This window comes from Erythrobacter sp. LQ02-29, from assembly GCF_022576075.2.
Taxonomy (GTDB): Bacteria; Pseudomonadota; Alphaproteobacteria; order Sphingomonadales; family Sphingomonadaceae; genus Alteriqipengyuania.
In genome coordinates, this window is the sequence record NZ_JANCNT010000001.1 from 427,316 (window position 1) to 439,643 (window position 12,328).

At 66.7% G+C, this 12,328-nt stretch carries 11 protein-coding genes; 9 read left to right on the forward strand and 2 right to left on the reverse strand.

Annotated features, from left to right (window positions below):
- Window positions 1-9: 9 nt before the first annotated feature.
- Together MKP08_RS02045 and MKP08_RS02050 are read left to right on the forward strand one after the other, a co-directional pair.
- Entirely contained in the window at window positions 10-1,287 is a 1,278-nt protein-coding gene (locus MKP08_RS02045; RefSeq protein ID WP_241554676.1) for a sensor histidine kinase, read from the forward strand.
- Between the two features lie 32 nt (window positions 1,288-1,319).
- On the forward strand, window positions 1,320-2,405 hold the full coding sequence (locus MKP08_RS02050) for a mechanosensitive ion channel family protein (RefSeq protein ID WP_241554677.1): 1,086 nt from the start codon (window positions 1,320-1,322) through the stop codon (window positions 2,403-2,405).
- A gap of 27 nt (window positions 2,406-2,432) precedes the next feature.
- On the opposite strand, the gene MKP08_RS02055 is transcribed toward MKP08_RS02050, so the two are convergent.
- Window positions 2,433-4,739, reverse strand: coding sequence for a CDC48 family AAA ATPase (locus tag MKP08_RS02055; RefSeq protein ID WP_241554678.1), 2,307 nt, complete (start codon window positions 4,737-4,739; stop codon window positions 2,433-2,435).
- A gap of 465 nt (window positions 4,740-5,204) precedes the next feature.
- Between MKP08_RS02055 and MKP08_RS02060 the strand changes: the two genes are divergently transcribed.
- Genes MKP08_RS02060 through MKP08_RS02090 form a run of 7 tightly spaced genes read left to right on the forward strand, consistent with a single transcriptional unit; the run spans window position 5,205 to window position 11,066 of the window.
- Window positions 5,205-5,927 carry a CoA transferase subunit A gene (locus MKP08_RS02060; RefSeq protein WP_241554679.1) on the forward strand — a complete coding sequence of 241 codons (723 nt, stop codon included), beginning with the start codon at window positions 5,205-5,207 and terminating at the stop codon, window positions 5,925-5,927.
- Window positions 5,924-6,925 carry a 5'-nucleotidase, lipoprotein e(P4) family gene (locus MKP08_RS02065; RefSeq protein WP_241554680.1) on the forward strand — a complete coding sequence of 334 codons (1,002 nt, stop codon included), beginning with the start codon at window positions 5,924-5,926 and terminating at the stop codon, window positions 6,923-6,925. The genes MKP08_RS02060 and MKP08_RS02065 overlap by 4 nt, the downstream gene beginning before the upstream one ends.
- Entirely contained in the window at window positions 6,922-7,770 is an 849-nt protein-coding gene (locus tag MKP08_RS02070; protein WP_241554681.1) for a hypothetical protein, read from the forward strand. Before MKP08_RS02065 ends, MKP08_RS02070 begins: the two co-directional genes overlap by 4 nt.
- Before the next feature lie 3 nt (window positions 7,771-7,773).
- Window positions 7,774-8,424, forward strand: coding sequence for a CoA transferase subunit B (locus tag MKP08_RS02075; RefSeq protein WP_215227277.1), 651 nt, complete (start codon window positions 7,774-7,776; stop codon window positions 8,422-8,424).
- Window positions 8,424-9,323, forward strand: a complete 900-nt coding sequence (locus tag MKP08_RS02080; protein WP_241554682.1) for an alpha/beta hydrolase — start codon at window positions 8,424-8,426, stop codon at window positions 9,321-9,323. The genes MKP08_RS02075 and MKP08_RS02080 overlap by 1 nt, the downstream gene beginning before the upstream one ends.
- Window positions 9,320-10,477: a CaiB/BaiF CoA-transferase family protein gene (locus MKP08_RS02085; protein WP_241554683.1), complete on the forward strand. Its 1,158-nt coding sequence runs from the start codon at window positions 9,320-9,322 to the stop codon at window positions 10,475-10,477. Before MKP08_RS02080 ends, MKP08_RS02085 begins: the two co-directional genes overlap by 4 nt.
- A gap of 25 nt (window positions 10,478-10,502) precedes the next feature.
- A complete protein-coding gene (locus MKP08_RS02090) occupies window positions 10,503-11,066 on the forward strand; it encodes a DUF1993 domain-containing protein (protein WP_241554684.1) in 564 nt (187 codons plus the stop codon).
- A gap of 9 nt (window positions 11,067-11,075) precedes the next feature.
- On the opposite strand, the gene metK is transcribed toward MKP08_RS02090, so the two are convergent.
- Window positions 11,076-12,296 (reverse strand): methionine adenosyltransferase, encoded by a 1,221-nt coding sequence (metK, locus tag MKP08_RS02095; RefSeq protein WP_241554685.1) that lies wholly within the window; start codon window positions 12,294-12,296, stop codon window positions 11,076-11,078.
- Between the last annotated feature and the right edge of the window lie 32 nt (window positions 12,297-12,328).

The following is a 12,328-nucleotide window of genomic DNA, read 5'->3' on the forward strand; positions in this document are numbered from 1 at the left end:
TCCCTCGCGATGACCGGGCGGTCGACCCGCTGGCTGGTGCTGGCGCTGGTGGCGCTCGCCCTGTTCGCGTCCGTCTGGCTTATTTTCCAGACCGTTTCTGCCGAAAGGATGGAGCGCGCCCAGGTCGAACGCACGACTCAGACGATGAACGACCTGCGCGACATCGAGCGATTGGCCCTTGCCGCGGAAACGGCGCAGCGCGGCTATTACATCACGCTCGACCGCCGCTATCTCGAACCGTGGACGGGCGCACATGATCGCGCTCGCACCGCCCTTGGCCGGCTGGAACGGCGGATCGGCCCCACGGCCACCGAACCCGAACGCGAACTGCTGAATCAGATCAGCCTGTCGCTGGACGATAAGTTCGCCGAACTGGACGAAACCATCGGCAAGATGCGCGATCGGGAATTGGCCGACGCGCGCACGCGCATCCTGACCGGCGACGGTATCGAGGCGATGCAACGCCTCGAAAGTGCCATCGGCCAGTTCGAGCGGATCGAAGCGCATGCTTTGGCAGTGCGGGCGGAGAAGACCGCGCAGGTGGAGGCGCGCATGCTTCCGCTGATCGGCGGTCTGCTGGCCTTGCTACTGGTCGCATTGCTGCTGGGCATGCGGTTGCTGGCGCGCGTCGCCGGGGCAGAGGCCGAAGCGGCGCAGGCCCAGGTGCTGGCCGAAGCACGCGATCGTGCCGATCTGCTCGCGCGCGAACTCAATCACCGGGTGAAGAACATTTTCGCCATCGTCCTCGCTCTGGTGCAGATGAGCGGTCGCGACTCGCCGGAGGCGAAGCCGGTGCTGGAAAAGGTCGGCAATCGCGTTCGCGCCCTGCTTTCCGCGCACGAGGTGACCCAGGGCCGGCCGGGGCATCGCCGGGCGTCCTTGCGCGACCTGCTCGAAGTGACTTTGAAACCCTATCGCGACGAGGCGGACCAACCCACGCTGGATGGGCCCGACGTCAGGCTGTCGCAGCAACAGGTAACCCCGCTCGGCCTGGTACTGCACGAGTGCGCGACCAACGCCGTCAAGTATGGCTGCTGGGCCAGCGAGGGAGAACTTTCGGTTCGCTGGTGGATAGATGGCGAGACCGTACGGATCGAATGGCTCGAGGAATGCGGCACGCCGGTCGAGCCGTCGGAGCGCAAGGGCTTCGGCGGAACGCTGATGGAAGGCTCCGCGCGCCAGTTGGGCGGTACTATCGAGCGCACTTTCACCGGCACCGGCATGTCAATTGCAATCGCGTTCCCCAACGCGGCCGAACACGAACAGGCTGGCACCGCCACGACTTGATCGGGGGCATCGCCATTCGATAGAGGCGCACCATGCTCGACGGTATCGACCCCCGCAACTGGAACGTCTCGCCCGAACAGGGGGCGATCGCCGCACTGGCGCTCGGGATCGCGGTGGTCGTGGTGCTCGCCCTGCACTGGCTGGCGTTCTCGCTGATGCGGCGTGTGGTGCGAGGGACCCATACTCAAGCCGACAATCTGATCATCGAACGGCTTTACAAGCCGACCCGCTGGCTTGGCGTGGCGATCGCGGTCGGGATCGTGGCACGGCACGACCGCGTGGTCGCCGTGCCGTGGGAAGCGTTCGCCCGCTTCGTCGTCCCCGCATTGCTCGGCTGGCTGGCACTCGCCGTGGTGCGCGGGCTGGCGGACGCGATGGAACAGCGGCTGGACGAGCGGGAGGATCCGATCGCGGCGCGCAGCCGCAAAACGAAGATTTCGATCTTCAGCCGGGTCGCGTCGGTGGTGGTCATTATCATCACCCTCGCGCTAGTGCTCATCGGCATACCGGGCGTGCGTCAAGTCGGGGTCACCCTGATGGCGTCGGCCGGCCTTGCCGCGCTGGCCATCGGCGCGGCGGCGCAGCCGGCGCTCAAGTCATTGATTGCAGGGCTACAAATGGCGTTGACGGAGCCGATCCGGATCGGCGACCTGGTGGTGATCGACGGGCATACGGGGCGGGTCGAGGAAATCCGCATGAGTTACGTGCTGGTGCGGACCTGGGACGAGCGGCTGGCGGTGGTGCCGACCAACCGGTTCCTGGAAAACACCTTCGAAAACTGGTCGCGCAGCAGCGAGAAGCTGACCGCGCCGATCTTCCTCTATCTCGATCCGATCGCCGATATCAATCCGATCCGCGAGGAATTCCTGCGCTGGGTCGCCACGCACGAATTGTGGGACCAGCGCACCGCGAAGGCGGTGATCAGCGACGCGCGGGCGGAAACGGTCACGCTACGCCTGTCGGTCAGCGCGCTGACGATCGGCGACCTGTTTCAGCTCGGCTGGGACCTGCGCGAACACATGCTGCGCTGGCTGCGCGAGAACCAGCCCGAGGCGCTGATCCGCCGCCGGATGGAAGTCGAACACGCGAACGAGCGGGCGGACGGGCCAACCATCTAGCAGGCCCGCCCGCCGGTCTACGGCCCGTCAGCCGTGCTTCTGTTCGCGCGTGGGTTCCACCATGCCTTCCTGAATGAAGCCGATCGGCATCGCTTCCGCCGCGCGCTTTTTCAGCTCGCCGCGCATCTTCTTGTATTCCTCTTCCATCTGCACGGTGACGGTCGCGCGCGAATCCTCCAGCGCCGCGGCAAAGTCGGCCGCGTTCACCTCGCGCACATCCGCCCCCGCGCGGTGCAGCGCGTTGAGCCCCGCCCGGCGCACCACATCCTCCAGATCGGCCCCGGTGAAGCGCTCGGTCTTCTGCGCGATCGATACCAGCGACACGTCGTCGGCCAGCGGCATCGCATCGGTGTGGATTTCCAGGATCTGCTCGCGCCCCGTCTGGTCGGGCGTGCCGACATAGACGAGTTCGTCGAACCGGCCGGGCCGCAACAGCGCAGGGTCGACCAAGGTCGGGCGATTGGTCGCGCCGATCACGACGACCGACTGTAGTTCTTCCAGCCCGTCCATCTCGGCCAGGATGGTGTTGACCACCCGGCCCGTCACCTGCGGCTCGCCAGCACCCGAACCGCGCGCCGGGACGAGCGAATCGATCTCGTCGATGAAGACCACGCACGGTGCCACCGACCGTGCCCGGCGGAACATCCGGGCGATCTGCTGCTCGCTCTCGCCATACCATTTGGACAGCAGATCGGAGCTTTTCATGGAGATGAAGTTCGCTTCCGCCTCGCGCGCGACCGCCTTCGCCAGCAGCGTCTTGCCGGTCCCCGGTGGGCCGTAGAGCAGGAAGCCCTTGGCGGGTCGAATACCCAGCCGATGGAACGCCGCGCGGTTCTTGATCGGAAGCTCGATGCCTTCCTTCAGCTTCTCGATCGATTCGTCGACGCCGCCGATATCGTCCCAGCCGACATCGGGCACCTGCACCATGACCTCGCGCATGGCGGAGGGCTGGACCCGCTTGAGCGCGGAGAGGAAATCCTCGCGCCCGACATGCAGATTCTCCAGCACTTCGGGCGGCACGGTCCGCTCGTCGAGGTCGAGCATGGGCATGATGCGACGCACCGCGTCGATCGCCGCTTCGCGTGCAAGGGCGGCGAGATCGGCCCCGACGAAGCCGTGCGTGACCTTGGCCAGCTCCTTCAGATCGACCTTATCGCCCAGCGGCATGCCGCGGGTATGGATCGCCAGGATCTCGCGCCGCCCGTTCTCGTCCGGCACGCCGATCACGATCTCCCGGTCGAAGCGGCCCGGACGGCGCAGCGCTTCGTCGATCGCATCGGGCCGGTTGGTGGCGGCGATCACGACCACGTTAGCGCGCGCTTCCAGCCCGTCCATCAGCGTGAGGAGTTGGGCGACCAGGCGCTTTTCCGCTTCACCGGTCACCTGATCCCGTTTGGGGGCGATCGAATCAATCTCGTCGATAAAGATGATCGCGGGCGCGTTCTGGCTTGCCTTCTCGAACACCTCCCGCAGCCGCTTCTCGCTCTCGCCATAGCCGGAGCCCATGATCTCCGGCCCGTTGATGATCGAGAATTCCGCATCGGACTCGTTGGCGACCGCTTGCGCCAGCCGCGTCTTGCCGGTTCCGGGCGGGCCGTGCAGCAACACGCCCTTGGGCGGATCGACGCCGAGCCGGGTGAACAGTTCGGGGTAGCGCAGCGGCAGCTCGACCATTTCGCGCAATTGCTGAATGGTCTCGTCGATGCCGCCGACATCGTCGTAATTGACCACCGCGCGGCCCGACTTGGGCTCCTCGAACTCGGCGCGCAATTCGACTTCGGTATTCTCGTCGATATGGACGATGCCCTTGGGCACGGTCGACATCACCCGCAGGCGGATCTGCGTGAGCGCATAGGCCGGGGCGTTGAACATGCGGCGCACCTCCGGCGGCATGTTCTGGACCGGCTGCTGGCCGGTCGTCGCGACCAGATCGCCTGCCATCAGCGGCTTGCGGAAGAAATTGCGCTTCAACGCCTGCGTCGGCCCCTGCAAGCGCATCTCGCGGCTGGCGGGGGCGAAGACCACGCGCGTGGCAGGGCGCGATTGGGCGGCGACGATCTTCACATGCTCGCCCGATCCCGCTTCGGCATTGCCGCGCTGGAGCCCGTCGAGGCGCACCACCGACAGCGCCTGATCCTCGTCATAGGCGCTCATGGCGATGGCGGCGGTGGTCCGCTTGCCCGTGATCTCCACCACGTCGCCTTCGGTCACGCCCAGGGCCTGGAAGGCGGCGCGGGGCATGCGGGCGATACCCTGCCCGCTTTCCTCCTGCCGGGCGGCCGCGACCTGCAATTTTACGGTTCGCTCTTCGGTGGCGACGTCGGCTTCGGCCATGGGCGGGAAAACTCCTCGTGCTTGAATGCCATATCGGCTGGGACGAGGTAGGGAGCGCCCGTCCACCATTCAAATGAGCGAGAATGGACATGGGTCCGGCATGGCCGACGATACGGCATCACTTCGCACGTCGCTTGGGCGAACGCGGCAAAGAAAAAGGCCCGGCTGGATAAACCGGCCGGGCCTGAAAAGTTTGGGAGAGGATGCCTGAAAGGCACGCTCTAAGTGCACTGCACAACCGCATCTCGCAAGTGCGAAATAGACACGGAACCTTGCAAGAAACGCAACATAAACGCAAGGCATTGATATTGGTAGTCATATTTTCCGGATAGCGCTACCATTGCCATGTTGCGACGCACAAATATGGTCGTTGGCGGACCCCGTATGAAGGCCGGATGCGGATGACAGATGCGTCGAACGGTCCTAAGGCACTCCCGACCAGCCGAACCATACCGATGGAGTCCCATGCAGAAACTCTATTCCGACGCCGCCGCCGCCCTGGAGGGGCTGCTCCATGATGGTCTGTTGATAGCGTCGGGCGGGTTCGGCCTGTGCGGCATTCCCGAACGCCTGCTGACCGCGATCCGCGAATCGGGCGTGAAGGACCTGACCTTCGCCAGCAACAATGCCGGGATCGACAACGAAGGCATCGGCATGTTGCTGCGCACGAAGCAGGTGAAGAAGATGATCAGCTCCTATGTCGGGGAGAACAAGGAGTTCGAGCGGCAATTTCTCTCCGGCGAGCTGGAGGTGGAATTCTGCCCGCAGGGCACGCTGGCCGAGCGGATGCGCGCGGGCGGCGCGGGCATTCCCGGCTTCTACACCAAGACCGGCGTCGGCACCCAGGTCGCCGAGGGCAAGGAAGTGAAGCAGTTCGCCGATCGCGATGGGCGGATGGAGGATTACATCCTCGAACACGGCATCTTCGCCGATCTTTCGATCGTGAAAGCATGGAAGGCGGACGAGACCGGGAATGTCCTGTTCCGTAAGACCGCGCGCAATTTCAACGTACCCGCCGCGACCTGCGGCAAGGTGTGCGTGGTGGAGGTGGAGGAAATCGTGCCGGCGGGCGAGCTCGACCCCGACGAGATTCACTTGCCCGGCGTATTCGTGAACCGGATGATCGTGGGCGCGCCCTACGACAAGAAGATCGAGTTCGTGACCACACGCGAGCGCGAGGCGGCATGATGCGGCGCGCGGTCGTCGCGGCGCTGCTGGCGAGCGCAGGCCTGTCGGGCTGCGTCTCAACCAGCGACAGCCTGATGGCCGATGCGCGCGCGGCGGCGAGCCAGCCGGTTGCGAGCCTGCGCGGGGACGACGCGCTGGGTGGGACGACCGATGGAGCCCGTCCGGAAGCGATGATGGCGACCGATCCGCTCGACCAGCCCGCGCCCGATTCGATGCGCTGGCTCTATGGTTCGGGCGAAGCTGCCGGGGCCTCCATCCAGGCCTATCGCATGCTTGCCGATTACGCGATCGGCGCTGCTGCGGCGAAGCCAACGCGGTCGGTCGAGATGGGTCTGCCAGATGCCGATGGCGGAACCGGAACGGTGGATTGCCGCATGCCCGACGGCTCGGCCAAGCAGCCCGCCGTGGTGTTCGACGTGGACGAGACAGTGATCCTCAATAGCGGGTTCGAATACTGGACCGCGCTCGGCCATCCCTATGACAGCAAGTCTTGGGATGAATGGGCCGCCAACGGCGCGCCGTTCGTGGCACCCGTCCCCGGCGCGGTGACCGGTCTGCGCCGCCTGCGCGATGCGGGGATCGCGCTTGTCTACAACACCAATCGCGATGCGCGATATGCGAAGGGAACCGCCGCCGCGATCGCCGCCGCGGGCCTGGGCCCGGCGACGCATCTCGACACCCTGTTTCTGAAGGGGGACGATGCCATGGGCGGGCGCAAGGACGGTCGCCGCGCCACGATCGCCGCGCGCTATTGCGTGGTGGCGCTGGCAGGCGACAATCTCGGCGACTTCGCCGACGTCTTCAACGACAGCGGCCTCGCCCCGCAGGCCCGCCGCGAACTCGCCGCGCGGGGGCGCTATGCGCAGTTGTGGGGCAATGGCTGGTTCGCGCTGCCCAACCCCGTTTACGGCGACTCGATCAAGGGGAATGTGGGCGATGTCTTCCCGCCCGACGCGCGCTGGCAGCCGGGCATCGCGGGAGACGCGCCCAACCCATGAGGCTGCGCGCGTCCCTCCTCGCGCTGGCGGTGCTGCCGACGCTGTCGGGCTGCGTCGCCGCGGCGCTGATCCCGGTCGCAGCCGGGGGTGCGATCGCGGGGCGCGAGACCGGCCTGCTCGACGTCGGAAGCTCGACCCGCTCGGCTCCCAAGACGGAGCGTCCGCGTACCGCTGATAAGGTCGGCCTGGACGAGACTGTGCCGGAGACGCGCATTCCCGCCGTCGCGCCGGGCGGCGCGGGGGCGAGCGACGCGCGACCTGCCATGGCGCAGCCGGTCGGCGGTCGGGCGGATTATGCCGTCCTCGACACCTATCTCGCGGCGCAGACGCGCACCGGCCCGGGCGAGGAGCGTCTGTCCGCGACCCTGGCCGATCCCGGATCGATGGGGACCGAGCGCGCCGATTGCGCATCGCGCCCGCCTGCGGTGCTGGTCGATCTCGATCCCGCAGGCGAGCCCTTGCGGATGGACCGGCCGCTGGGCGGCGACGGCGCGCTTGCCGATGTTCTCACCCATGCCCGCGACCGGGGGGCGGATATCGCCTGGATCTCGCGACTCGGCGCGGGCTTCGCGGGCGAGCTTCGCACCGCGCTCGAAGAAAGCGGCCTCGATCCCGCCGGAACCGATACGCTGCTGCTGATGCGCCGCCCGGGCGACAGCAAGCAGGCGCGGCGCGAAGAACTCGCCGCAAGCCATTGCACGGTCGCGATCCTCGGGGATACCCGCAGCGATTTCGACCAGCTGTTCGACTATCTCAAGGATCCGAACGCGGCCCATGCGCTCGATCCGCTTCTCGGGCGGGGATGGTTCCTCGTCCCCCCGCCGCTCCAACCGCAGAAAGACTGACTTATGACCGATACCGCCCCCGGCTGGACCCGCGACCAGATGGCCGCCCGCGCCGCGCAGGAATTGCAGGACGGGTACTACGTCAATCTGGGCATCGGCATCCCGACGCTGGTCGCCAACCACATCCCCGAAGGGATGCAGGTGACGCTGCAGAGTGAGAACGGCATGCTCGGCATCGGTCCCTTCCCCTACGAGGGCGAGGAGGACGCCGACCTGATCAATGCGGGCAAGCAGACCATCAGCGAGCTGCCGCACAGCGCCTATTTCGACAGCGCGACCAGCTTCGCGATGATCCGCGGGGGGCATATCGACCTGACCGTTCTGGGCGCGATGGAAGTGGCCGAGAACGGCGACATCGCCAACTGGATGATCCCGGGCAAGATGATCAAGGGCATGGGCGGCGCGATGGACCTTGTCGCCGGGGTCAAGAAGATCATCGTGGTGATGGACCACACCGCCAAGGACGGCAGCCCGAAATTCATCCCCGAATGCACCCTGCCGCTGACCGGCACCAACGTGGTCGACATGATCGTGACGAATCTCGCGGTATTCCAGCGGCCCGATCACGATAGCCCGTTCGCGCTGAAGGAGCTGGCCCCGGGCGTGACGGCGGAGGAGGTCGCCGCGCAGACCACCGCGCACTACACCGCCTGATGCGCGGGCGGATCGCGCTCGCGGGCCTGGCGATCGCCGCGCTGGCGGTGGGCGCGGTGCTGGCGACCACCTCCCCGCCCAGCCTGCTGTCCGGCTACGACTGGGCATGGGGCGGCGATCGCGGCGCGACCAAGGTGGCGAAAGCGGTCCCCTTCGGCAGCCACGGCCAGACGCTGGATGTCTGGCGGCCCGAAGACGCATCTGCCTCCGTCCGCCTGCCGGTGGTGATGTTCTGGTATGGCGGTGGCTGGGTGAAGGGGGACCGGGCCGCCTATGCCTTTGCCGGGCGGGCGCTGGCAAAGGCCGGGTTCCTCGTCGTCATCCCCGATTATCGCAAGGTGCCCACAGTGCGCTTCCCCGCCTTCCTGCAGGACGGGGCCGAGGCGGTGCGCTGGACGCGGGACAATGCTGCCCGCTACGGCGGCGATCCCGACCGTGTTGCCCTCGCCGGGCATTCGGCAGGCGCATACGAGGCGATCATGCTGGCGCTGGACGGGAAATGGCTGCGCGAAGTCGGAGTCGATCCCGCCATCGTGAAGGCCGCCATCGGCCTGTCCGGCCCATACGACTTCTACCCCTTCGACACGAAGCGTTCGATCGATGCCATGTCCCGCTGGCCCCGCCCGCTGGAAACGCAGCCGATCACCTATGCCCGCGCCGACGCTCCGCCGCTCTTGCTGGTAACCTCGAACGGTGACGAGACGGTGCGGCACCGCAATGCCGACAGGCTTGCGGCGCAGCTGCGCGATCTCGGCGCACCGGTCGAGCTGAGGAATTACGGGCCGATCGATCACGAAGAAGTGGTGATGGCTCTGTCGACGCCGTTTCGCGACAAGGCCCCAGTGCTGGCCGACAGCGTGGCGTTCCTGAAACGCAATCTGGGGCAGGTTTCGCAATGAGCATCGAATGGCTGGACAATCCGCGCAATCCGCAGTCACCGCTGGCCGGATTGAAAGTGCTGGAACTGGCGCGGGTACTGGCGGGCCCCTGGGCAGGCCAGATGCTGGCCGATCTGGGGGCCGACGTCATCAAGGTGGAAAGCCCCGGCGGGGACAACACCCGGCAATGGGGCCCACCCTATATCGAGCGCGCGGATGGCACGCCGGAGGCCGCCTATTACCACGCCTGCAATCGGGGCAAGCGCGGGATCGTGGCCGATTTCCGGGACGAGGGTCAGCTGGAAGGGGTCAAGGATCTGGCCGCGGGCGCGGATGTCGTGATCGAGAACTTCCTGCCGGGCAAGCTCGCCCGCTTCGGGCTCGATTACCCGGCCCTGGCGCAAGCGAACGAGCGCCTCGTCTATTGCTCCATCACCGGCTTCGGGCAGGACGGGCCGCGCCGCGACGAGCCCGGTTACGACTTCGTCATCCAGGCGATGAGCGGCTTCATGGCGCTGACGGGGGAGCCCGAGGGCGAACCGATGAAGCACGGGCTCGCGATCTCGGACCTGTTCTGCGGCATCTACGCGGCGAACGCGATCCAGGCGGCGCTGCTGATGCGGACGCGCACCGGCACCGGGCAGCATGTCGACATGGCGTTGCTCGATTGTTCGGTGTCGCTGCTCGCCAATCAGGCGATGGCGCTGTTCGCCAGCGGCGCAAACCCGCCGCGCATGGGCAACCAGCATCTGCAGGTGAGCGCCTATGGCGTCTATCCGGTTGCCGATGGCGAGGTCGTGCTCGCCCCCGGCAATGACGGCCTCTTCCGCAAGCTGCTGGACGTGCTCGATCGGTCAGACCTGCTCTCGGACGAGCGTTTCGCCACCAACGCCGCCAGGCTCGCCAACCGCGACGCGCTGAACGCGATGCTGGCGGGCGAGACGCGCGGCTGGAAGCGCGCCGAGCTGCTGCGCGCCTGCGCCGCCGCGGCCATCCCCGCCGGACCGATCAACCAGCTGGACGACGTCTTCGCCGATCCGCAGGTTCGCGCGCGTGGGCTGAAGGTGGAGCTGGACGGCATTCCCGGCGTGCGCAATCCGTTCCGGTTCTCCGACGCCGAACTGGCGCTCGACCACCCCTCGCCCCGGCTGGGCGAACACGAGGATAACGGCTGAAGCCCGAGCAATGGAAAGACCTGCAATGAAACCGATCGAATGGCTGGCCCCGACCTATCGCCAGATGCTGACCGCGCTGTCCCAATGGCTGGCGAAGGTGGAACAGCAGTCGGCAGGCGATCAGGGCGCGGCCCTCCTCGCGGCGCGGCTCGCGCCGGACATGTTCCCGCTCGCCACGCAAGTCCGCTTCGCCTGCGTGCAGGCCTATGAAGGGGTGTGCCGCCTGCTGGAAACCGATTTTCCGCCGGTGGTCGATGTGCTGCTGAACGAAGGGCGCGAAGCGGGCGAGCGGCCCGGTACGCTTGCCGAAGCGCAAACCCGCATTGCTGACACGCTCGCTTTCCTGGACGAGGCGGTGCCGGACAGCGCGCCCGATGCACCCGCCGAAATCGCGCACGCCCTGCCCATGGGCATGATCTTCGACCTGACGGGCGAGCAATATGCGCGCGACTGGGCACTACCCCAGTTCTACTTCCACCTGATGACCGCATACGCGATCCTGCGGAAGGAAGGCGTCGAACTGGGGAAGGCCGACTACGTCGCCCACATGTTCGCGTATCTGCGCCCCGGAACCGCGCCCGGCGGCTGACGGGCTCACCTAAGCGAGCGCCGCCTTCAGGTCGTCGGCGAGGTCGGTCCGCTCCCACGGGAAGTATTCGCCGGTCACATCGCGGCCGAAATGACCGTAGGCGGCGCTCTTGCGATAGATCGGCTTGTTGAGGCCCAGATGCGTGCGGATCGCACGCGGGGTCAGCCCACCCAGCTTGCCGATCCTGCGGATCGCCGCCTCCAGCGCGTCGTCCTCGACCGTGCCGGTGCCGTGTGTGTCGACATAGAGCGACAGCGGCTCGCTGACGCCGATCGCGTAGGCGACCTGGATGGTGCAGCGCTTCGCCAGCCCGGCGGCGACCACGTTCTTCGCCAGATAGCGGGTAATGTAGGCGGCGGAACGATCGACCTTGGTCGGATCCTTGCCACTGAACGCGCCGCCGCCATGCGGGGCCGCGCCGCCATAGGTATCGACGATGATCTTGCGCCCGGTCAGTCCGGCGTCGCCGTCCGGCCCGCCGATCTCGAACGTGCCGGTGGGATTGATGTGCCACTTCGTCTCGTCCGACAGGAAGCCGTCGGGCAGGATATCCGCGACCACGCCCTTCACATAGTCGCGCAGCTGGGCTTCCTTTTCGCCCTCGTCGAAGCCGGGCTTGTGCTGCGTGCTCACTACCACCGCGGTGCAGGCGACCGGCTTGTGATCCTCGTAGCGCAGCGTGATCTGGCTCTTGCTGTCGGGCTCCAGGAACGGTGCTGCGCCGCTCTTGCGGTCCTGCGCCATGCGGTGCAGGACCTTGTGGCTGTAATCGAGCGTCGCCGGCATCAGGTCGGGTGTCTCGTCGCAGGCGAAACCGAACATGATGCCTTGGTCGCCCGCGCCCTCGTCCTTGTTGGAGCCGTCGCTGCCCGCATCGACGCCTTGCGCGATATCGACGCTCTGGCCGTGCAGATGGTTGTCGAAGGTGAGCGTTTCCCAGTGGAAACCATCCTGCGCGTAGCCGATGTCGCGCACCACCTCGCGCACCGTGCGCTCGATCTCGTCCTCGATCCCGGGGGCCCAGTTGCCGTCCGTGTCCATGATACCCTGACCGCGGATTTCGCCGGCCAGGATGACGCGCTGCGTGGTCGTCAGCGTCTCGCAGGCGACGCGCGCCTCGGGATCCTTGGACAGGAACAGGTCGACGATGGCATCGGAAATCTGGTCCGAAACCTTGTCCGGATGGCCTTCCGAAACGCTTTCGGAGGTGAAGATGTAATTGGCGCGCATGGGACCTCTTTGGAGGGATATAAAGAAAGCTT